This window comes from Streptomyces umbrinus (genome assembly GCF_030817415.1).
Lineage (GTDB): Bacteria > Actinomycetota > Actinomycetes > Streptomycetales > Streptomycetaceae > Streptomyces > Streptomyces umbrinus_A.
Window position 1 is genome coordinate 1269979 of record NZ_JAUSZI010000002.1, and the last position, 21429, is coordinate 1291407.

Here is a 21429-nt window from a genome sequence, read left to right on the forward strand (position 1 = left end):
TGTCAGACGTCGCGGCCGCGCAGCGCCCCGGTCGCGAGCAGGAGCAGGGCGGCCGTGCAGCCAGCCACCAGGAGCAGGGACGGCCAGGGGCCGAGGCTGCCGACGGTTTCCGCGGTCGCGTCCGAGGTCTGGATCAGCTTCTCCAGGGCGCTCGTCGGGGAGACGCCCGCGATCCAGCGCTGGGCGTCGCCGAAGAGCGGGCCGAGGAGGGAGGGCAGGAGCAGGACGCCGATGACGGTGGTGACGGCTCCCGCGGAGTGGCGTACGAGGGTGCCGACCGCAAGGCCGAGGATTCCGGCGACGGCGAAGGAGGCGGCGATGCCGAACAGGGCGGGCAGCGGCTCGCCCTGGGCGTACTGACCGTTGTCGAGCATCGCGCCGCCGATCAGGTAGGCGAGGGTGCAGGAGATGAGGGCCAGGACGTACATCAGCGCCGCGATCAGGGTGGCCTTCGCGGCGAGCACGGTGGCGCGGCGCGGGTTGGCGGCGAAGGTGGTGCGGACGGTGCCGCTGCCGTACTCGCCCGTGATCAGCAGGGCACCGACCACCGCGGCCAGCATCTGGGCGGGGACGGAGGCGGTGAGGCTGCCGCCGAGCACCGTGTCGTCCGGCTGCAGGCTCTCGGTCGCGGCCACGAACACCGCGCCCAGCACGGGGACGACGGCGGTCGCGAGTGTCGTCCAGACCATGGAGCGCACGCTGTTGAACTTGATCCATTCATGGGCGAGGGCCCCCGGGAAGCCGGCCCGGGCGGTGGTGAGGGTGACGGTCGCCATCAGACTTTCTCCTTCCGGCTCCGGACAGCGCTCGTCCGGTACTCGGCCGAGTCCTGGGACAGGGCCGTGTAGACCTCCTCCAACGAGGAGTGCGCTGGGGTGAGTTCATGGATCGCGAGACCGTGGTCGCGGGCCAGGTCGCCGATGGCCGCGGCGTCCGGACCGTCCACGCGCCAGCCGCCCCGCGCGTCGAGACGGACGTCGGCGCCCTTCGCCTCCAGCAGGCCCCGCAGCTTCTCGGGTTCCGGGGAGCGGACGAGCGTATGGGCGCGGGAGTTGGTCTCGATGAAGTCGCGCATCGTGGTGTCGGCGAGGAGCCGGCCGCGTCCGATGACGATCAGATGCTCGGCGGTCAGTTCCATCTCGCTCATCAGATGGCTGGAGAGGAAGACCGTACGGCCCTGCGCGGCAAGGGACTTCATCAGACCGCGGATCCAGCGGATGCCCTCGGTGTCCAGCCCGTTCACCGGCTCGTCGAGGATCAGCACCTCCGGGTCGCCGAGCAACGCGGCGGCGATACCGAGCCGTTGGCCCATGCCGAGCGAGAAGCCGCCGAACCGGCGTCCCGCGGCCTCGGTCAGACCGGTCAGGTCCAGTACCTCGTCGACACGGCGGCGCGGGATGCGGTTGCTCGCCGCGAGCCCGGCCAGGTGCCGGTACGCCGAACGCCCGCCGTGCGCGCCCTTCGCGTCCAGCAGCGAGCCGACGGCGCGCAGGGGTGCGGCCAGTTCGGCGTAGGGCTTGCCGCCGACCGTGACGGTGCCCGAAGTGGGCGCGTCCAGGCCGAGGATCAGTCGCATGGTGGTGGATTTTCCGGCGCCGTTCGGGCCGAGGAAGCCGGTCACCCGGCCGGGCCGGACCGTGAAGGACAGGTGGTCGACGGCGGTCTTGTCGCCGTACCGCTTGGTGAGTTCGCGTGCCTCGATCATGTCTTCGACGGTAGGGAGCGGCGACGCCCCGGACATCCGCCGCCGGGAGTCGGCCGCTACTCCCGCGGGAGTACCCTCACCGCTCCCCCGCCCGGACCAGCCCGGTCTCGTACGCCAGCACCACGAGCTGCGCCCGGTCTCGCGTTCCCAGCTTGATCATCGCCCGGCTGACGTGGGTCTTCGCCGTCAACGGGCTCATGATCAGCTGTCGGCCGATCTCCTCGTTGCTCAGTCCGGCCGCGACCAGGGCCATCACCTCGCGCTCCCGGTCGGTGAGCACGGCCAGCCGCTCGGCACCGGCCGTCTCCGGGGCCTTCAGCCGGGCGAACTCCTCGACGACCGACCGCGTGACCGCCGGTGCGAGGAGGCCCTGTCCGGCCGCGACCGTGCGGATGGCCGCGCGCAGCCCGTCCGGCTCGATGTCCTTCAGCAGAAAACCCGCGGCGCCGTGCCGCAGCGCCTCGAAGACGTACGCGTCGACCTGGTAGGTGGTGAGCATGACGACGCGTACGGCGTCGAGGGTGCGGTCGGCGGCGATGCGGCGGGTGGCCTCGATGCCGTCGACGCCGGGCATCCGGATGTCCATCAGCACCACGTCCGGCCGGGTCAGCCGGACCGCTTCGACGGCCTGTGTCCCGTCGGCCGCCTCCGCGACGACCACCAGGTCGTCGGTCAGGTCCAACAGGGCCCGGAAGCCTGCCCGTACGACGGTCTGGTCGTCGGCGAGCACCACGCGCACGGTCACGGCTGCCCTCCGCGGAGTGCCTCGGCCGGGAGCACGACCGGGAGTACGGCCCGTACCCGGAAGCCGCCGCCGGACACCGGACCGTACTCGATGCTGCCACCGACCGCTGCGGCCCGCTCCCGCATACCGACGAGCCCGAAGCCTTCGGCCGCCAACGGTGGCGGTGGTCCGAGCTGTGACGGTGGTTCGGTCCGCGACGGTGGTCCCGGCTGCGCGGATGGTTCGATCCGTGAAGCGCGTCCGTCGTCCACGATCTCCACGCACAGCCCGTCGCCGTGCCGGGCGACCGAGACCGCCGCATGCCGTGCGCCGGAGTGCTTCACCACGTTCGTCAGCGCCTCCTGCACGATGCGGTACGCCGCCAGCTCGACCATCGGCGAGAGCCCGTCCGCCGTGCCGTCGTGGCGCAGTGCCGCGTCCACGCCGCTGTCGGTGAACCGGCCGACCAGTTCGGGCAGTTGGGCAAGTCCGGGAGCGGGTGCCGTCGACTCGCTGTCGTGGTCGCGCAGCACGGTGACGGTGGCCCGCAGTTCTCCCACGGCCTCCTTGCCCGAGTCGCGTACCTGCCGCATCGCCCGCCGGGAGACCTCGGGCCGGGTGTCGAGGGCGTCGAGGGCGACTCCGGCCTGCACCGTCATCGCGGTCACCGTGTGCGCGACGATGTCGTGCAGTTCGCGGGCGATGCGCAGGCGCTCCTCGTGCACGCGTCGCGCTGCTTCCCGCTCCCGCTCCTCCTCCGCGCGGACGGCCCGGGCCGCGTACTCGTCCATCAACTGCCGCCGCGTACGGATGACTTCGCCGAGGAGCAGGGGCACCAGCGGCCAGATCATCTCCAGCAGGGGCAACCCCTGTGGGTTGGCCACGTCACGCCCCACCCGCAGCGCGACCGCGCCCGAGACGAGGGAGGCGACGAGCCCGGTCCACAGGGTGCGCCGCCGGTCGCCCAGCACCGCGACGGTGTACAGGGCGACGATCACCGGCAGGTTGAGCAGCTCCCCGATGTGCCCGTGCAGCGCCCAGCCCGCGCAGGCGGCGCCCGTGACGATCGCGACCGGGACCGGCCACCGTCGGCGCCACAGGAGTGCAGTCAGGGAGACCGCGAGCAGCAGCCAGGTGAGCCCGTCCGCCTGCTGGTAGTCGGGGTCGTTGGACGCGGCGTCGGACGCCGTGAACAGTCCGACCACGGCGACCACCAGCAGATCCGCGGTCAGCGGCGGCAGTGATCGCGCACGCTCCACCAGTCCGTCGAAGCTCGTCACGTCATCACCGTATGGGCCGGATCATCCCGGCGCATACGCCGCCGGGAGTAGCCCGCGAGACTCGTCGGCCCCCGCAGTCGCTAGGACTTGCGGCGGGGCTTTCCGCGTTTCGCTCCCTTGGGGGCGCCGGAGCCTGTCCGTGGGCTCCTGCCGGTCGGCTTGCCCGTTGCCTTGCCCGCGGCGGGCTTCCGCCGAGCAGCGCCCTTGTCGGAGCCCTTGCTCTTGGACTGGGACTCGCCCTTCGGCTGCGACTGGGCCGTGGAACGGCCCCGGGTGCTGTTGACCGTCCGGCCGCGGACGATGCCGATGAAGTCCTCGACCAGCTCCGTGGTCCGGTCCTCCGGCCAGGACAGGGCGACGCGCGACTCGGGGGCGTCGGTGACCGGCCGGTAGGTGAGGTCCTTCCGGTGGTGGAGGCGGGCGAGCGACTGCGGGACCACCAGGAGTCCCACCCCGGCCGCCACGAGTTCGACCGCGTCCTCCGTCGTCGCGGGGCGCTCGATCGCGGGGCGGCCCGGCAGCCGCTCCCAGTCGAGGGTGTCGTCGAGGGGGTGCAGCACGATGTCGTCCGCCAGGTCCTCGGCGGTCACCTCGTCGACGGCCGCCACGACGTGGTCCTTCGGCACCACGACGACGGTCGTCTCGGTGTAGAGGGGGATCGCGCTGAGGTCCGTACGGTCGACCGGCAGCCGTACGAATCCCGCGTCGGCGTCGCCGCGCCGCAGCACGTCGAAGACCTCGGCGAGGGACACCGCGAGGAGGGTGAGGGGGACGTCGGGCAGCCGCTCGTTCCAGATCCGCACCCACTTGCTGGGCGTCACTCCCGGGACATACGCGAGCCGGAACGAAGGGGAATCTTCCGAGCCTGTCACCTGCCCAGGTTACCCGGCGTGGTCGGCGGTGGTTCACATGCTCGATACCCTGGACACCATGACGTCGCACCAGAACACCCAGACGATGAAGCCCGCGACCGCGGCCAAGAAACTGGGTGTGTACCTCGAGGCCACCCCCACCGAGTTCCAGGAGGGTGTCGTCTCGCGATCCGAGCTCACCGCACTGCAGGCCGACCCCCCGCAGTGGCTGCAGGACCTGCGAAGCAACGGCCCGCACCCCCGACCGGTCGTCGCGGCGAAGCTGGGCGTCTCCATCGCGGGGCTCGCGCGCGGCGGTGTCACGGAGGCTCTCACCACGGAGCAGATCGAGGCGCTGAAGGCCGAGGGCCCCGAGTGGCTCCAGAAGGAGCGCGCCACCCAGGCCGAGGTCCGCAAGGAAGCGGTCCGCATCAAGGAGAAGAACGCGGAGCGCGACGACAAGGGCGACCAGTCGCGTAAGTAACGGTCTTCGGACCGCCTCAGCACTCCCTCGAACCACCGTGGCGCGCTGTGGAAGACTCGACCCGTGATCATCGAACGCGCGTACGCACACGTGGCCTCGCACGACGAGAACGCATGGCCCTGGTCCGTGCCCTGTGTGCGCGGGCTCCTGGCGGACGGGATGCGGTTCACGGCACCGGTGACCTTCGTCGTCGGTGAGAACGGCTCGGGCAAGTCGACCCTGGTCGAGGCGCTGGCCGAGGGCTTCGGTCTGGACTCCTGGGGCGGCTCTCACAACTGGCGGTACGCGAGTCACCGGGCCAAGTCGGTACTCGGCGAGCGGATCCGCTTCGACGCGGCGGCAGCACGCGGGCGTCGCATGCTCGGCAGCTGGTCGGCCCGCAAGGGGTTCTTCCTGCGGGCCGAGACGGCACTGGACGCGCTGGACCGCGAAGGGCTCGCGCCGCATTCGGTCAGTCACGGCGAGGGCTTCCTCGCGGCGTTCCGCGGGAAGTTCCTGGAGCCGGGACTGTATGTGCTGGACGAGCCGGAGGCGGCGCTGTCGTTCGGCTCGTGTCTCGAACTGCTCGGCCATTTCGACCAGTTGGCGAAGCAGGGCGGCCAGGTCATCTGTGCCACGCACTCACCGCTGCTGACCGCGCTGCCGGGTGCGGACATCATCGAGGTCGGCGACCACGGAATGCGCCAGGTGGCCTGGCAGGATCTCGCCCTGGTCGACCACTGGCGCCGTTATCTCGCCGATCCGCACGCCTATCTCCGGCACATTCTCGGCTGAGGGCGAACCCGTGAGCGCGGTCTGCGGTGATCGCCTGCCAGAATGACGATCAGTGCAGGCGTTCGACAGAACCCGCCCCGGACGATGGAGGAGCCCCGTGCCTCTGCCCTCACAACCGTTGCGCAAGCTGGGCTTCCTGACCATCGGGTTGTTCGACGAGGCCGACCCCCGCAAGGGCCACGAGTCGACGTTGGAGATCATCCAGCTCGGTGAGCGCCTGGGCTTCGACAGCGCGTGGCTGCGCCACCGCCATCTCCAGTACGGCATCTCCTCGCCCGTGGCCGTCCTTGCCGCGGCCTCTCAGCGCACCACCCGGATCGAGCTCGGCACGGCGGTCATCCCACTGGGCTGGGAGAACCCGCTGCGGCTGGCCGAGGACCTGGCCACGGTCGACCTCCTGTCCGGCGGCCGGCTCAATCCAGGCATCAGCGTCGGCCCGCCGATGCACTACGACCAGGTCAAGCAGGCGCTGTATCCGGACACCGCCGACGCCGAGGACTTCGGGTACGACCGGGTGGCGCGGCTGCTGGACTTCGTACGCGGCAAACCGGCCACCGACTTCAGCGGTGTCGAGGGCTTCGAGGTGTTCTCGGACCGGGTCCAGCCGCACGCGCCCGGTCTTGGCCGTCGCCTCTGGTACGGCGGCGGAAGCCTGCGGTCGGCCCAGTGGGCCGGTGAGCACGCGATGAACTTCCTGACCAGCAGCGTCGTCAAGGCGGAAGGACCACAGGAACCCGAGGACTTCGCCGAGGTCCAGCTGTCCCACGTACGCGCCTTCCGCGCCCACCACCCCGACGGCGACCGTGCCCGGGTCTCCCAGGGGCTCGTCGTCATCCCGACCGACAGCGCCTCACCGGAGCAGCGCGCGAAGTACGAGGCGTACGCGGAGAAGCGGCTGCCGCGGACCGCCACGCCTCAGGGGCCGGCCCGCCTGATGTTCGCGCCGGACCTCGTCGGCACCTCCGCGGAGATCGCCGAACGGCTCTACGCGCACGCGGCGTTCCGGGAGATCGACGAGGTGGCGTTCGCGCTGCCCTTCACCTTCGAGCACGACGACTACGTCCAGATCCTCACCGACATCGCCACCCGGCTGGGCCCGGCACTCGGCTGGCAGGCGTCGGCCCAGCACGGATAGAGGCCCGTCGGCCGCGTGTGCGGCGTGGGCGTCGGTGTCAGTCGCTGACCTGGCTGCGTGCCTGGTACAGCAGGTCTCCGTACCCGGGGTGGCGGGCGATCCAGCCCGCGTAGAAGGGGCAGGTGGCCAGCACCCGCAGGCCCGCGGCACGTGCCTCGTCCAGGGAGGCCCGGACCAGCGCGGACCCGACGCCCTTGCCCTCGCACTCCGGGCTCACCTCGGTGTGGACGAACGCGATCAGCTCCTCGGTACGGATGTACTCCGCGAAGCCGGCGACCGTCGACGCCCCGTCGATCCGGGCCTCGTAGCGACGCGCCTCGGGCTTGTCACTGATCTCGATCGCCATGTCTCCTCCTTGAACCCCGTTGCGCCGGTGCACGACACTAACCCACAGTGGCCAAAACCCGTACGGTCCACCCGAGTTGCCCTCCGGAGCGCAGACCCGCGGGTGGATCATTCGACTAAGTTGACGTTCGATTGCCGAACAACGATCCGCAGGAGGCCCTCTCGTGACAGAGCACGAACCCGAACTCGCCGCAGCTGCCGAGATACGGGCCCGGATCGACACGGACAAGCCGCACTCCGCGCGCTTCTGGAACTACTTCGTGGGCGGCAAGGACCACTACGAGGTGGACCGTGAGATCGGGGACCACATCAAGGAGATCTTCCCCGGCCTCGTCGACGTGGCGAGCACGAGCCGCCACTTCCTCGGACGTGCTGTCACTCACCTCGCCGGCGAGCAGGGCATCCGGCAGTTCCTGGACATCGGCACCGGTCTGCCGACCGCCGACAACACGCACGAGGTCGCCCAGCGCGTGGCGCCGGACGCACGCATCGTGTACGTCGACAACGACCCCCTGGTCCTCGCCCACGCCCGTGCACTGCTCACGAGCACGCCCGAGGGCGAGACGGCGTACCTCGACGCCAATCTCTACGAGCCCGAGGCCGTCCTCAAGGCAGCGGCGCACACGCTGGACTTCTCCAAGCCCGTCGCCCTGATGATCCTCAACACGCTCGGCCATGTCGCCGAGTACGACCAGGCCCGGGATCTGGTCTCGCGCCTCATGGCCGGTCTGCCGTCGGGCAGTTACCTGGTGATCAGCGACAGCACCGCCACCAGCGAGGGCATGATCGCCGCGTCGGATGCGTACAACGCCAGTGGCGCCGTCCCGTACTACGTGCGCGCCGTCGACGAGATCGCCGGGTTCTTCGACGGGCTGGAGCTGGTCGAACCCGGCGTCGTGCAGGTCACCCAGTGGCGTCCGGAGGCCGCCGGTTCGGTGGTCGACGCCTACGGAGCGGTCGGCCGCAAGCCGTAGCGGGTGGTCACGGTCGGGCCCGTCCGAGGACGGGCCCGCCTCACCCGCGCGCATCGGATGCGCGCTCAGGACACGTCGGTCAGCTTCGGCATCTCGCCCTCGGTGGTGGTGACGTCGATCACGGAGAACGACGCGCCCTGGGGGTCGCTGAGGGCCGCGAACCGCCCGAAGGGGCTGCTCATCGGGCCGAACCGCAGGATCGCGCCACGTTCGGTCGCCTTCGCCACGGCGGCGTCGCAGTCCTCGACCGTGAAGTAGACGTTGACGTAGGACGGGACCTCGGGCGGGAACTCGTCCGTCATCTTCATCCGGCCCAGGACCGTCTCCTCGCCGAGGTTGAAGATCCTGAAGTCGATCGCGTCGTCCTCCATCTGCTGCGCGCGGTAGGGGAAGACGGCGGGGAGGAAGCCGTCCACCTTCTCGGGCTCCCGGGTGAAGAACTCGCCCCAGCAGTACGCGCCCGGCACGGCCGTCGCCTCGAAGCCCTCGTGGACGCCTGCCTGCCACACGCCGAAGACGGCGCCGCTCGGCTCCTGGGCCAGCAGCATGGTGCCGAAGTCGCCGACCTTCATCGGTTCCATCAGGACCTGGCCGCCGTTGGCGCGTACCTTCTCGGCGGTGGCGGCGGCATCCGGCGACGCGAGGTACAGACACCACGCCGACTGACCCTCCGCGCCGGGCATCGGCGGCACGACGGCGGCCACCGCCTTGCCGTTCGCGTAGGCCTGTGTGTAGTTCCCGAACTCCGACGACGCCTCGCCGAACGTCCACCCCAGCACGTCACCGTAGAAGCTCTTGGCACCCTCGACATCGCTGAACATGGCGTCGGCCCAGCACGGTGTTCCCTCAGGTTGTACGGCCATGGCTCTGACTCCCTCGTCATTGAAGGCTCTGACCTGTCACGCTAGCCAGCCGTCGGCCGACGCGCGCGGCGAACACCGCGAGACACGTGACGCAGGTCACTTCTGCCCGCCGATGATGTTCCGTGACCGCCTCGGTCCAACACTGCGACACCACTCGAAGCAGCAGACCAGAGGATGGGACACCGACATGAGTGAGACCGTGAAAGGGCCCGCGAGCTACTTCCCCTCCATCGAGAAGAAGTACGGCCGTCCCATAGCCGAGTGGCAGGGCCTCATCCGCTCCTCGCCCCTCGCCAAGCACATGGAACTCGTGGCCTGGCTCAAGACAGAGCACGGCATCGGCCACGGCCACGCCAACGCCCTCGTCGCCCACACGCTCGCCGAGGACAGCGGCAGGTGATCCACCGCGAAGAAATGCGTTGCGGGCCGTGAGAGAGCCTCCGCAGACTCGTCGATGAGGGGAGCCCGGGACGGGGAGGCGCCATGTCGGTCACGGAGACACACGAGGACGCTCTGGTGCGTGCGCTGGGGAGCGAGCCGAGGAGGCCGGCCGCCTTTCGTGAGCTGATGCGGCTCGGCTCCGCCGCCGTGCCGGCCGTCCGGCGGGGCCTGGCGCACCCCGAGGCCCTGGTACGGGAGCAGTGCTGCAGGCTGCTTGACCACCTGCTGGTGACCGAGGCACTGGACGATCTGATCGCCATGCTCGACGACCCCAGCCCCCAGGTCCGGATCGCCGCGGTGCACGCGCTGGCCTGTGACCGGTGCAAGAGCGACGCCTGCCGCCCCGACCGAGCCGTGGTACTGCCCCTGGGGATCCGGCTGCTGAACCGGGATCCGGACGCCCACGTACGCAACTTCGCCGCGGAGCTGGTCGGACTGTCGGTGCACACCCGCACGGAGGCGGTCGCCGCCCTGGTCCGGGCCCGGGACAACGATCCGTCGCCCGCTGTCCGGAAGAAGGCCGGCTGGTACGCGCCGGGCGGACCCATCCACCGCAGGACCGCGCCGCGACCGGCCCGGGGGCCCCGCTGACAGCAGGGTTCCCGACCCGACGGGACCGTTCTCGACCGCACAGGACCGTCAAAGACCAGACGGGAGCGGTTTCCGTGGCCGGTTGTGGCCCCTGTTCCGGCACGGGCTGGTGCGGCGTCACGCGCTCCCCGCGCCGCACGCGCCCGCGCCGGAACTCCCCCGGGCGGCTCCCCCTTGAACCGTGGGTGCCTACTGTTCTGCCTTCGCCACATGGTCGGGGCATCAACGCCCGCTCACCAGCGGCACAACGTGCGGGCGGCAGTTGGGCCGGGTGATGACGAGTGCGTCCACACCTCGCGTTGATCGAGGACGATCCCGACTTCGCACTGATGTGCCGTACCTATCTGGAGCGTGAGGGTTTCACCGTCACGTGGGCCATGGACGCCCGGGCCGGCAAAGCCGTCATGCACGACGGCGGCATCGATCTCGTCATCCTCGACCTGGGACTTTCCCGACGGCAGCGGTCTTGAACTGCTGCGGGCGCTGCGCTCCACCAGTCGACTTCCGGTCATAGTCGTCAGCGGTCGCGGAGACGAGACGGACCGGGTGGCGGCCCTGGAGATCGGCGCGGACGACTATCTCGTCAAGCCGTTCTCGCAGCGGGAACTCGTGGCCCGTATCGGCGCCGTGCTGCGCCGGTGCCGGCCGCCCGAGCTGTCGACGGTCCTCGACGTCGGGACTCTGCGCGTAGACACCGCCGCGCGCCAGGCGAGCGGGACGGGTGTCCTGCTGAACCTGCGCCCCAGGGAGTACGCCCTGTTGGAGGCCCTCGCGCGCTCCCCCGGCCGGGTCCTCTCCGCCGAGCAGCTGCTGGAGCTGATCTGGGGAGCGTCCTGGCAGCAGTCCGCGACGGTCATCGAGCACGTGTACCGGGTGCGCGGCAAACTCTCCCGACTCCCGACTCCCGACTCCCGACTCCCGACTCCCGGCGCCCGCACCGCGGATCACCACGGTGCGCGGCTGCGGATACCGTCTCGATCCGTGAGGGCCGCCATGTCCACGAGCCGTCCGTCCAGCACCCCGAAGCCCGTCCCGGACTTCCGGCGCCTCTTCGACTCCACGATCTCCCCGCTGCTCATCCTCGCCCCTGACTTCACGATCGTCGAGGTCAACCGCGCCTATCTGACGGCCACGGGCACCCGTCGGAGCATTGTCGGGCGCCCCGTCTTCGAGGTGTTCCCCGACAACCCCGAGGACCCGTCGGCCGACGGCGTCACCAACCTGCGCCGCTCGCTGGAGACGGTGGTGGGCACGGGCCGCACGGACACGATGGCGCTGCAGCGATACGACATCCCGACGGGCGGCGAGGGCGGTTTCGCCGAGCGCTACTGGAGCCCGGTCAACACACCGGTCCTGGACGCCGACGACCGGGTGACGCACATCATCCACCGGGTCGAGGACGTCACCGAGTTCGTACGGCTGCGCCGGGCCGGGCACGAACGCGAGCGGGCGTCCGCCGAGGCGCAGATGCGCGCGGAGGGCATGGAGATCGATCTGTTCGTCCGCGCGCGGGAGATCCGCGAGGTCAACGAGCAGTTCCGCCGGGTGAACGGCGAACTCGACGCCGCCGGGCGGCAGTTGCAGGAGGAGCAGCGGGCCAAGGACCGGTTCATCGCGACGCTCTCGCACGAGCTGCGCAATCCGCTGGCCGCCGCCGCCACCGCGGCGACCGAGCTGCTGGCGCTCGACCTGCCCGGAGGCCATCCGGCGCTCTCCGTCCTGGAGCGGCAGCTCGGCATCCTGGCCCGGATGAGCAACGACCTGCTGGACGGCACGCGCGCGTTGACCGGTCGTCTGGAGCTGGTGCCCGAGCGGATGGATCTGAGGTCGGCCGTCGAGAGCGCCTGCGCCGACATGCGTGGTCTGTTCGGCCACGAGGGACGGGCTCTCGACCTCCGGCTGCCCGACGATCCGGTGCTCGTCGACGGTGACCGGCTGCGGCTGGCCCAGGTGCTGACGAACCTGCTGTCCAACGCGCTGAAGTACACGCTGCCGGGCGGCCGTACGGACGTATGCCTGTCGTGCGTGGACGGGCAGGCGCAGCTCACGGTCAGGGACGACGGGATCGGTTTCGAGCCCGGGCAGGCCGAGGAACTGTTCGGGGTGTTCATGCGGGCGGCTCCCGCCGGGCCGCACACTCCCGAGGGCCTCGGACTCGGGCTCGCGGTGGCCCGGACCATCGTCGAACTCCACGGCGGCCGGATCTCCGCGCACAGCGACGGGCCGGACAAGGGCGCCTCGTTCGGCGTGCTGCTGCCGACGGCCGCCCCGGACGCCCCGCAGCCGGCCCGCCCCGCGGCCACCGGCCGTGCGCAACGGCAGCTGGTCATCCTGATCGTCGAGGACAACACGGACCTCGCCGCGACCTACCGGGCGCTGCTGGAGCGCCAGGGGCACCACGTCACGGTCGTCCACACGGGCGCCGACGCCGTCACGGCCACCGAGGCCGGCCTCTTCGACGTCGTGCTGTGCGATCTCGGGCTGCCCGACATGGACGGCTACACGGTCGCCCGTACCGTACGGTCCCGTCCGCACGGCGCCGGGCTGCGCCTCATCGCGGTCTCCGGCTTCAGCCGGGGCACCGACCGGACGCTGGCCCACGAGGCCGGATTCGACGCCCACCTGGCCAAGCCGCTGCCGCTCGCGGATCTGCTGGGCCTGCTGGAGCGCTGATCCTGGGTGTGCGGCACCCAGGAGGCGTCCACCTGGGAGGACGGCGGCCTGGTCGGCCCGCGCCGCCGGGGAGACCGTGGAGCCATGACCACAGGAACGAGCATGAACGACGACACGTCCCGCGCCCCGCACCCGTACGTCGGGATGTGGGTGACCGCCGACGGCTACATCCGCCAGGAACTGCTGCCCGACGGCCGGTACGACGAGGCCCGCGGCGAGCGGCAGAGCGCGTACACCGGCAGTTACACCGTGACCGGCAGCCATATCGACTACGTCGACGACATCGGTTTCACCGCCACGGGCGATGTCCGCGACGGGGTGCTCTACCACGAACACCTGGTCCTCTACCGCGAAGCGACCTGACCGGTCCCGGACCGGGCGGTTCCGGCACCGCCGTACCCCGACGGCGGTACGGGCCGGTCCCCGGGGGGTCAGGCGCGTACGGAAGAAAAGCGCAGGTCGGCGCCCACGTGGGCGTGCGCCGGGAGCTCACTGTCGGTGTGTGATCGGTTGCGGTGCGCCGACGGGTTTCACACGGTGGGGCCCAGATACTGCCGTCCTCGAAAGGAACCGGTATGCGCGCCCTGGTATCCCGCGGGCTCCTCCTCCCACCCCTCGTCTGTGCCGCTCTCGTCTGCGGGCCGGTCGCTACGGCCACTGCCGCCTCCGACGTGTCCACGGGGTCCGTGGGCAGCCCCGTCGCGGTGGCCCCGCTGTCCGCCGACGCGGCCGACATGACCTTGGAGCGGATCCACGCCCTGGAGGCGGCGGATCACGGAGGCGTCCTGACGCCTCTCCTGGACGCGCTCACCCCCCTCGCCGACAGGGATCACGATCCGCTCGACGCGGCCGAGGCGGCCGAGCACGGCAAGGCCGTCACGGAGGCGACCGCGTCCGTCGAGGAGCGGCTGGAGACCGTGGACCGTCCCGCCGACCTGGCCGCGGCCGACCCGGTGTCGGACGCGGTGGCAGGGCTTCAGGAATCACTCGGCGGGCTGCTCTCCGCTCTGACCTCCCTCGACGTGGGAGGAGTGGTCGCCGAGGTGCCGAAGGTGCTGTCGAACGTGATCGGTGTGCTGACGGGGCTGCTCGGCGGCGGTCTGCCCGCTCTGCCGAGCGTCCCGGCGCCGACGGAGTAGTCGCACACCGATGGGGTGCGCAGCGGTGACGCGCGCACACCAGCGGGACGACAACCGGCCGGAGTGGACGGGAGGCTTGCGGGCCTCGCCCGGATCGGCGGGGCCCGCGGGCTGTCGAAAGCGCTCCGGCGGGTACCTGTACGTCATGACCGATGTCGTGGACTCCGACGAACTCCTGCGCCGTATCCAGCGTGCTCGCGCCTGGGCCGAGCGGGAGGAGGAAACGTGGAAGGCGCGGAGCGACGACCTCAGGCGGGGCGATCCCGGTGGATCGCGCGACGCCGACGTGCGAGGACAGGCCTATGAGGCCGTACGCAAAGTGCTGGACGAGATCCTGACCCCGGGCGTGCATGCCGTGGACGGCTGAAGGAGCCGGGCGAACCGGCCCGACCGAGGGAGCCGGGCCGGTTCGCGCTCCCGACGCTCAGTCACATGCGGGGCGTCGGCCGTCCGATCGCGTGGGCCGTTCCCGGCTCCGTGCGCGCAGGGGCTCGTCGTCGGCCTGTGCGGGAACTGCTCGAACGGTGCGCGGGACGTATGTGTCGCCCCTGAGGCGACGCAGGGGCGTCACGCGGATCCTGACCTCCGGGTGCTTGGTGGTGTTCATGGGGCAACACTGCGCCATCGGTGCCGGAGCAACCAGATCACTGTTGTGGGCAGGACCGCTGATCCTGGTACCGGAACCACCAGTCAGCGGGCGCCGGGGAGCCTGAGGGTGAAGACCGACCCGGTGCCGAGTTCGCTGGTGACCGTCACCGTACCGCCGTGGGCCGTGACGAGTTGACGCACGATCGACAGACCCAGGCCGCTGCCGCCGGTGCGCCGGCTGCGGGACTTCTCCGCGCGCCAGAACCGTTCGAAGACGCTGGGCAGGTCCTCCGGGGCGATCCCGCTGCCGGTGTCGGCCACTTCGAAGACGACCTCGTCGTCGTGGCGGCGGGAGGAGAGCGTGATCGTGCCGTCGGCCTGCGTGTGGCGAATCGCGTTGGAGACCAGGTTGCCCAGCGCCTGCCGCATCCGGACCGGATCCGCGTCGAGCCATGGTGTGCCGTCGCGGCCGTCCGGACCCGTAGAACCGTCCACGGCCGTGTGCAGCCGGACTCCCGCCGCCTCGGCCGCCACGCGGTGTGCCGCGACGACCTGTTCGAGCAGTTCGTCGGCGCGAACCGGCTCGCGGTGCAGCCTGAGCGTGCCCGCGTCGGCGGCGGCGAGATCCTGGAGGTCGTCGATGACCCGCTGGAGGACGACCGCCTCGTCGTGCAGGGAGGCGAGCAGTTCGGGGTCGGGGTCCACGACACCGTCGCGGGTCACCTCCAGCCAGCCGCGGATGTTGGTGAGCGGAGTGCGCAGTTCATGGGCGATGTCGGCGACCATCGCCTTGCGCTGCGCCTCCATGCGTTCGCGGCGCTCGGCCAGGTCGTTGAACGCGACGGCCAGGATGCCCGTCTCGTCCTGGGTGGTCACGGGTACGCGGACATGCTGCTCCGGGGGCTGCTGGGCGGCGTGCGTCAGCGCGCGCAGCGGCCGTACGAGCCGCGTGGCGACCAGCACCGTCACGGCCACCGTGAGGGCGAGGACGAGGCCGGCGACGCCCGTGACCTTGGCCTTGTTGGCGGCCGACATGTCGAAGTGCGGGACGGCGCTGTCGCCGCGGCCGAGGAACAGCTCCGCGGCCGGCGCGACGTAGGGCTCCAGTTGCCGGCGCCGGGCACGGTCGACGCACTCCTGCGCCTTCTTGTCCTGGTCACGGGTGGTGTCGATGCCCGTCTCCGCTTTCCGGCCGAGGTAGCGCGTGAGCGTGGACCGGTCCGTGAAGTCGACCGTGGCGGCGAAGAGCGAGGGGAATTTCCCGCCGACACGCTCCAGGCAGTCCCCGGCGTACGTGTTGAGTTCCGCCAGGGCCTTCTCCTCCGTCGCGGTCGGGGTGTTGAGCACTCCGTCGGCGCACGGCGTCGGTACCTGGCCTCCGTCCACGGTGCCGTCCTCGTCGACGAGGACGGAGCGGCCGCTGGGCATTTGCGTGATGCCGGTCTCGACACCGTTGTTCGAGAAGCAGGCCCGGCGCTTCTCGGCCAGGAGCCGTACGCGCTCACGCTCCGCGCGCGGCAGCCGGAACGGACCCACCGCGCGCGGGTCGATGCCGGTCCGCTGTGCTCCGGGCTCGGTGAAGGTGTCGGTGTGCAGGGGATCGACCGCGGCGGCGGCCCTGGGCGGCAGAGCCGTGTCCCGTGTCTCGGAGTCCGCGATCGGCGTACGGTCCGGGGCCGTCAGGGCGATGCGCCGCCCGGTCCGGTCCGACAGTGCGCGGACGGTCTTCCCGACGCCGGACCAGTCGCGATGGGTGGCCGCGTAGCCGCTCAACTGCCGCAGGATGTCCATGTCCTCGGTCAGTACCTGCCCCTGCTCCTCCTGGATCGCCCGGGTCGTGGTCTCCACCGCCAGCCAGGCCGTCGCCGCCACCGAGCAGATGGCGATCAGCACCGACGTGATCAGCAGCCGGACCAGCAGCCTCTTGCGCAGCGGTATCGGGCGGGTCATCAGCGGTCCCCGCTGAGCTTGTAGCCCACGCCGAAGACGGTCAGCAACCGTACCGGTCTGCGCGGATCCGCCTCGATCTTCCTGCGCAGGTTCATGATGTGCACGTCGACCGCCCGTTCGGTCGAGGCCCGGTCGATGCCCCGGGTGCGGTGCAGCAACTGCTGCCGGGAGAAGACCCGTTCCGGCTCGGCGGTCATGGCCAGGAGGATCTCGTACTCGGCCGGGGTGCAGTCCACCGGCGATCCGTCGCACACCACCTCGTGCCGTACGCGATCCACGGCGATCCCGGCGGCCCGTACGACCGGGTCCTCGCGGTGCCCGGCGGCCTGGCGGCCGCTGCGGCGCAGGACGGTGCGGATGCGGGCCATGAGTTCGCGCGGGCTGTACGGCTTGGTCATGTAGTCGTCCGCGCCGAGTTCGAGGCCGAGCAGCACGTCCTCCTCCGTGGAGCGTGCGGTGAGCATGAGGACGGGGATGTCGTCGTTCTGGCGCAGTGCCCGGCACACGCCGAAGCCGTCGATCACCGGGAGCATCAGGTCCAGGACGACAAGGTCGGGCCGACGCTGCCGGGCCGCCTCCAGGGCGGCTCCGCCGTCGTGGACCACGGTGGCGGTGTGGCCCTCGCTCAGCAGGGAACGGCGTATCAGCTCCGCCTGCTTCTCGTCGTCCTCGGCAACCATCACATGTGCGCACACGGGGCCGATGCTAAGCGCCCCGGGCTGTACGGGCCCGTGGGTGAGGGGCTTCCCACGCCCTGACATCTTCCTCACAACCGCCTGCTAGGGCTGGTCCGGCGGCCCGGGTCAACGTCTGAGCGCGGCGGCGTCGCCCATGACGATCACGGGATCTCGGTCGGGGTCGAGGGCGCGCAGGAGTTCCTTCATGTGTTTCTTCCGGAGGCTGACGCAGCCCTGGGTGGGGCCGTCGTGGTCGACGTGCACCCAGGTGCCGCCGCCCCGGCCGGCTCCGAGGGGGCGGGTCCAGTCCAGCGGTGTGGTGCCGGCCTGGCGGTTGTAGTTGATGGCGACCACGTAGTCGAACGAGCCGGCCAGGGGCTCGCCCTCGAATCCCGTGCCACCGATGCCGAAGCCGCCGGAGTGGTCGTACGGGAGGCTCGTGCCCGGGTCGGGGCGCAGGCCGCCCGCGTCCGTGAGCGCGTAGACGCCGATGGGTGAGCGGAGGTCTCCCGCCCGGTGGTGGTCGGTCCAGCCCCTGAGCGCGTTGTGCGCGGGCCAGCTGGTCCCGGCATGCCAGCCGGACTCCGTGCGCTCGTACAGCACCGCGGTGGAGGTCGACGAGTTCTTGCCCCGGCCCGTCACCACCAGGGCCTGACGGGCCTTCGGGGGGACCTTGGCCCACGTCTTCGAGCCCAGGCCGGGCAGTTGCTGAGGTGCCACGCTCAGGGCGACGTGGGGTGCGGGGGCGGGTGACGCTCCCGCACTGCCGTTCACCGATGTCGTGCCGGGCCTCTGATCCGACGAGGTCACCGCTCCTCCTCCGCAGCCGACGAGGACGAGCGAGGCGGCCAGAACGGCGACGGGGCGGCGCACGGCACCGTGTGTGGATGTGATCATGCGTCGACCTTGACCGGTACATGTGAGGAACTCGTCAGGTCGGTTCGATCGGTGCCGCAGAATCACTCGGTTGTCCTCCTGACCCTCCCTCTTCGAAACATTCGCTGACCATGGCGACTGTTGTGTGGAATGTAGGCAGAACAGAGCCGCCCGGCAAGGGGCGTGACGAGACTCGCGAGGCGGCCCGATCATCTTGAGCCATCCGAAATCCTTGCCATCACGGGGCGTTGACGCCTCCCCAGGCCAGCCGTAAGGTCTGCGCAGCCAATCGGAAACATGCTCGAAACTTTCGATACGACAGAAAGGGACGACATGATCACCCGCACGTCCACACATCCCACGGCCACCCCTCCACCCCGGCACTCCCGCGCCCGAAGAGCCCTGGTGATCGGCATGGCGGGCCTGCTCGCCGCGGCCGGCGTCACCACTCTCGCCGGGACGGCCGAGGCGGCCGGGACGCTCGGCGCCGCGGCGGCGGAGAAGGGCCGTTACTTCGGCGCCGCGGTCGCGGCCAACCACCTGGGCGAGGCCCCGTACACCTCGACGCTCGACACGGAGTTCAACTCGGTGACTCCGGAGAACGAGATGAAGTGGGACGCGGTCGAAGGGACCCGCAACTCCTTCACCTACGGCGCCGCCGACCAGATCGTCAGCCATGCCCAGAGCAGGGGCATGAAGGTCCGCGGGCACACGCTCGTATGGCACTCCCAACTGCCCGGCTGGGTCGGCGGGCTGGGCGCCACCGACCTCAGAACGGCGATGAACAACCACATCACCCAGGTCATGCAGCACTACAAGGGCAAGATCCACTCCTGGGACGTCGTCAACGAGGCCTTCCAGGACGGCAGTAGCGGAGCCCGGCGCAGTTCGCCCTTCCAGGACAAGCTCGGCAACGGCTTCATCGAGGAGGCGTTCCGCACCGCCCGAGCCGCCGATCCCGCGGCCAAGCTCTGCTACAACGACTACAACACGGACGGGGTCAACGCGAAGAGCAACGCCGTCTACAACCTGGTGCGGGACTTCAAGGCGCGCGGCGTGCCCATCGACTGCGTGGGCTTCCAGTCCCACTTCAACAGCGCGTCCCCGGTGCCCGGCGACTACCGCGCCAACCTTCAGCGCTTCGCCGACCTCGGTGTCGACGTACAGATCACCGAGCTGGACATCGAGGGCTCCGGTACGGCGCAGGCCAACAGCTACACCAATGTGGTCAACGCCTGCCTGGGCGTGTCCCGTTGTACGGGCATCACCGTCTGGGGTGTCACCGACAAGTACTCGTGGCGGGCCAGTGGCACTCCGCTGCTGTTCGACAACAACTACAGCAAGAAGGCCGCCTACAACGCCGTGCTCACCGCACTCGGCGGCACCGGCTCGGGCGGCGGCGGTGGAAGCGCCTCCTGCACGGTGTCGTACAGCAGGACGGACGACTGGAGCGACCGCTACAACGGCAGGGTGACCGTGACCGCGGGCGGTTCGGCGATCAGCACCTGGACGGTGGCCGTCACGGTGACCTCCCCGCAGAAGGTCTCCACAACGTGGAACGGCACACCGAGCTGGGACTCCAGTGGCAACGTCATGACCATGAAGCCGAACGGCAACGGCAGTCTGGCCGCCGGGGCATCGACGAGCTTCGGGTTCACCGTCATGAAGAACGGCAACTCCTCGGCTCCCTCGGTCGGTTCCTGTACCACGACCTGAGAACGGGCCGCGCCCTTCGGCGAGTTCGGTGGCAGCTGGGGCGGGGTGCGGCGGCCCGGACCGCCGCACCCCGCCCCGGGACACGACAGGCACCTCAACAGTTCCCGGTAAAGAGAGCACCAATTTTGGTATGTACCTGACCATGAACAGCCGCTAGGCTCTGCTCCGCCATGCACTGAGAGCGCTCTCACAGTTCAGCTGTTCCACCCCCACCACGCTGGAACAACGAAGGGCTACTGCCTTGAGACGCACCACAACCATGCGCACAGGCCTGTCCGCACTCCTCATAGTCGGCGCCTGGGCAACCTTCGCCGCCGGACCCGCCTCTGCCGCCGGCGCCCCCGAACCCACTCATACCTCCGGCGCTCCGGCCTCCGCCGGTCTCCTCGACGCCATGCAGCGCGACTTCGGCCTGACGAAGACCCAGGCCGAAGCGCGGCTCGCGGCCGAGAAGACCGCGACGGCCGTCGAGTCGGACGCACGTCGCGCGGCGGGAGCCGCTTACGGCGGTTCCTGGTTCGACGCCAAGAGCGGGAAGTTGACCGTCGCCGTCACGGCCGGCGCCTCCGACGCCGCCGTCAACTCAGTACGGAAGACCGGCGCGAACGTCCGCACCGTCAAGCACAGCGCGAAGCAGCTCGACGCGGCCAAGGCCCGCATCGACAAGCTGGCCGCGCCCGAAGGTGTCAGCAACTGGTACGTCGACGCCAAGGCGAGCTCGGTCGTCGTGGCCGTCGTCGCCGCGCAGCGTGCTGACAACGATGTCCGCTCATTCCTCTCGAAGGCGCGTGCGGCAGGTCCCGTCAAGGTCGAAGAAGCCACCTCGGCACCTGAGACCTTCGCCGCCGGGACGGTCGGCGGCGACCCCTTCTACACCGGCAACGTCCGCTGTTCCATCGGCTTCTCGGTGCACGGCGGCTTCGTCACCGCGGGCCACTGCGGCGGGGCGGGACAGGGCGTCAGCGGCTGGGACCGCTCCTACATAGGCAACATCCAGGGCTCCTCGTTCCCGGGCAACGACTACGCCTGGGTCAACGTCGGAAGCGGCTGGTGGACCGTACCGGTCGTGCTCGGCTGGGGCACCATCTCGGACCGGCTCGTCCGCGGGTCCAACGAGGCGCCCGTCGGTTCCTCCATCTGCCGGTCGGGGTCGACCACGCACTGGCACTGCGGCACGGTCCTCGCCAAGAACGAGACCGTCAACTACAGCCAGGGCGCGGTGCATCAGATGACCAAGACCAGCGTCTGCGCCGAACCGGGCGACTCCGGCGGTTCCTTCATCAGCGGCGACCAGGCACAGGGCGTCACCTCCGGCGGCTGGGGCAACTGCTCCGGCGGCGGTGAGACCTGGTACCAGCCCATCAACGAGATCCTCAGCCGGTACGGCCTCACGCTCCACACGGCCTGATCCGCAAGGCTCCGGGGCACGGCTCGACGGGCTCCGTCACCGGTCAGGTGGCGGAGCCCCTCGGCGCCCGCCCCGCGTTACCCGGGCCAGTACCCCCTCGACCCAAGTGCCCCGGATTCACCACCCGTTCACCAGGGCTGCCACCTCTGTCGTTCCACCCCGCGTCCGGGCGGCCTACGCTCGGCGGCATTTCGCGGGCCCGGATCCCCGACGGGCAGCCGGGCCCGCTGTCCGT

23 protein-coding genes are annotated in these 21429 nt (G+C 70.6%); 13 read left to right on the forward strand and 10 right to left on the reverse strand.

Features of this window, described 5'->3' with window-relative positions:
* Positions 1-2 precede the first annotated feature (2 nt).
* The 5 genes from QF035_RS06425 to QF035_RS06445 form a co-directional block, all read right to left on the reverse strand.
* Positions 3-776: an ABC transporter permease subunit gene (locus QF035_RS06425; protein WP_307518861.1), complete on the reverse strand. Its 774-nt coding sequence runs from the start codon at positions 774-776 to the stop codon at positions 3-5.
* On the reverse strand, positions 776-1705 hold the full coding sequence (locus tag QF035_RS06430; protein ID WP_307518862.1) for an ABC transporter ATP-binding protein: 930 nt from the start codon (positions 1703-1705) through the stop codon (positions 776-778). Before QF035_RS06430 ends, QF035_RS06425 begins: the two co-directional genes overlap by 1 nt.
* Positions 1706-1781: 76 nt before the next feature.
* Positions 1782-2450 (reverse strand): response regulator, encoded by a 669-nt coding sequence (locus tag QF035_RS06435; protein ID WP_307518864.1) that lies wholly within the window; start codon positions 2448-2450, stop codon positions 1782-1784.
* Positions 2447-3709: a sensor histidine kinase gene (locus tag QF035_RS06440; protein ID WP_307518865.1), complete on the reverse strand. Its 1263-nt coding sequence runs from the start codon at positions 3707-3709 to the stop codon at positions 2447-2449. The genes QF035_RS06435 and QF035_RS06440 overlap by 4 nt, the downstream gene beginning before the upstream one ends.
* Before the next feature lie 80 nt (positions 3710-3789).
* Positions 3790-4581: a LysR substrate-binding domain-containing protein gene (locus QF035_RS06445; RefSeq protein WP_307518867.1), complete on the reverse strand. Its 792-nt coding sequence runs from the start codon at positions 4579-4581 to the stop codon at positions 3790-3792.
* A gap of 37 nt (positions 4582-4618) precedes the next feature.
* On the opposite strand from QF035_RS06445, the gene QF035_RS06450 reads away from it, so the two are divergent.
* The 3 genes from QF035_RS06450 (at position 4619) to QF035_RS06460 (ending at position 6953) form a co-directional block, all read left to right on the forward strand.
* Complete coding sequence (locus QF035_RS06450) at positions 4619-5044, forward strand: DUF5997 family protein (protein WP_307518868.1); 426 nt, start codon at positions 4619-4621, stop codon at positions 5042-5044.
* A gap of 63 nt (positions 5045-5107) precedes the next feature.
* Positions 5108-5818 (forward strand): AAA family ATPase, encoded by a 711-nt coding sequence (locus QF035_RS06455; protein WP_307518870.1) that lies wholly within the window; start codon positions 5108-5110, stop codon positions 5816-5818.
* Positions 5819-5915: 97 nt separating this feature from the next.
* Positions 5916-6953 carry an LLM class flavin-dependent oxidoreductase gene (locus QF035_RS06460; RefSeq protein ID WP_307518871.1) on the forward strand — a complete coding sequence of 346 codons (1038 nt, stop codon included), beginning with the start codon at positions 5916-5918 and terminating at the stop codon, positions 6951-6953.
* A 37-nt stretch (positions 6954-6990) separates the two neighbouring features.
* Here QF035_RS06460 and QF035_RS06465 read toward each other — a convergent pair whose 3' ends face one another.
* A complete protein-coding gene (locus tag QF035_RS06465) occupies positions 6991-7299 on the reverse strand; it encodes a GNAT family N-acetyltransferase (protein ID WP_307518872.1) in 309 nt (102 codons plus the stop codon).
* 163 nt (positions 7300-7462) lie between these two features.
* On the opposite strand from QF035_RS06465, the gene QF035_RS06470 reads away from it, so the two are divergent.
* The gene (locus QF035_RS06470; protein WP_189842727.1) at positions 7463-8272 is read left to right on the forward strand and encodes an SAM-dependent methyltransferase; all 810 of its coding nucleotides are present in this window, start codon (positions 7463-7465) and stop codon (positions 8270-8272) included.
* A gap of 65 nt (positions 8273-8337) precedes the next feature.
* Here QF035_RS06470 and QF035_RS06475 read toward each other — a convergent pair whose 3' ends face one another.
* A complete protein-coding gene (locus tag QF035_RS06475) occupies positions 8338-9135 on the reverse strand; it encodes a VOC family protein (protein ID WP_307518874.1) in 798 nt (265 codons plus the stop codon).
* Between the two features lie 187 nt (positions 9136-9322).
* Between QF035_RS06475 and QF035_RS06480 the strand changes: the two genes are divergently transcribed.
* The 7 genes from QF035_RS06480 to QF035_RS06510 all read left to right on the forward strand — a co-directional run bounded on the left by QF035_RS06480 (position 9323) and on the right by QF035_RS06510 (position 14346).
* Complete coding sequence (locus tag QF035_RS06480) at positions 9323-9535, forward strand: DUF4287 domain-containing protein (RefSeq protein WP_307518875.1); 213 nt, start codon at positions 9323-9325, stop codon at positions 9533-9535.
* 83 nt (positions 9536-9618) lie between these two features.
* Positions 9619-10167: a HEAT repeat domain-containing protein gene (locus QF035_RS06485; protein ID WP_307518877.1), complete on the forward strand. Its 549-nt coding sequence runs from the start codon at positions 9619-9621 to the stop codon at positions 10165-10167.
* Between the two features lie 281 nt (positions 10168-10448).
* Positions 10449-10637 carry a response regulator gene (locus tag QF035_RS06490; RefSeq protein WP_307518879.1) on the forward strand — a complete coding sequence of 63 codons (189 nt, stop codon included), beginning with the start codon at positions 10449-10451 and terminating at the stop codon, positions 10635-10637.
* Positions 10638-10650: 13 nt separating this feature from the next.
* Positions 10651-12840, forward strand: coding sequence for a response regulator (locus tag QF035_RS06495; protein ID WP_307530918.1), 2190 nt, complete (start codon positions 10651-10653; stop codon positions 12838-12840).
* Between the two features lie 84 nt (positions 12841-12924).
* Positions 12925-13203, forward strand: a complete 279-nt coding sequence (locus QF035_RS06500; protein WP_373466608.1) for an Atu4866 domain-containing protein — start codon at positions 12925-12927, stop codon at positions 13201-13203.
* A gap of 212 nt (positions 13204-13415) precedes the next feature.
* A complete protein-coding gene (locus QF035_RS06505; RefSeq protein WP_307518880.1) occupies positions 13416-13979 on the forward strand; it encodes a hypothetical protein in 564 nt (187 codons plus the stop codon).
* A 145-nt stretch (positions 13980-14124) separates the two neighbouring features.
* Complete coding sequence (locus tag QF035_RS06510; RefSeq protein ID WP_269651902.1) at positions 14125-14346, forward strand: hypothetical protein; 222 nt, start codon at positions 14125-14127, stop codon at positions 14344-14346.
* A 323-nt stretch (positions 14347-14669) separates the two neighbouring features.
* On the opposite strand, the gene QF035_RS06515 is transcribed toward QF035_RS06510, so the two are convergent.
* The 3 genes from QF035_RS06515 to QF035_RS06525 all read right to left on the reverse strand — a co-directional run bounded on the left by QF035_RS06515 (position 14670) and on the right by QF035_RS06525 (position 18091).
* Positions 14670-16517 carry a sensor histidine kinase gene (locus QF035_RS06515; protein ID WP_307518881.1) on the reverse strand — a complete coding sequence of 616 codons (1848 nt, stop codon included), beginning with the start codon at positions 16515-16517 and terminating at the stop codon, positions 14670-14672.
* Positions 16517-17212, reverse strand: coding sequence for a response regulator transcription factor (locus QF035_RS06520; protein WP_307518882.1), 696 nt, complete (start codon positions 17210-17212; stop codon positions 16517-16519). The genes QF035_RS06515 and QF035_RS06520 overlap by 1 nt, the downstream gene beginning before the upstream one ends.
* Before the next feature lie 108 nt (positions 17213-17320).
* Positions 17321-18091, reverse strand: a complete 771-nt coding sequence (locus tag QF035_RS06525; protein ID WP_307518883.1) for a L,D-transpeptidase family protein — start codon at positions 18089-18091, stop codon at positions 17321-17323.
* 312 nt (positions 18092-18403) lie between these two features.
* Between QF035_RS06525 and QF035_RS06530 the strand changes: the two genes are divergently transcribed.
* Positions 18404-19786, forward strand: a complete 1383-nt coding sequence (locus tag QF035_RS06530) for an endo-1,4-beta-xylanase (RefSeq protein ID WP_373466609.1) — start codon at positions 18404-18406, stop codon at positions 19784-19786.
* 259 nt (positions 19787-20045) lie between these two features.
* Positions 20046-21194: a S1 family peptidase gene (locus tag QF035_RS06535; RefSeq protein WP_307530922.1), complete on the forward strand. Its 1149-nt coding sequence runs from the start codon at positions 20046-20048 to the stop codon at positions 21192-21194.
* Positions 21195-21429: the final 235 nt, after the last annotated feature.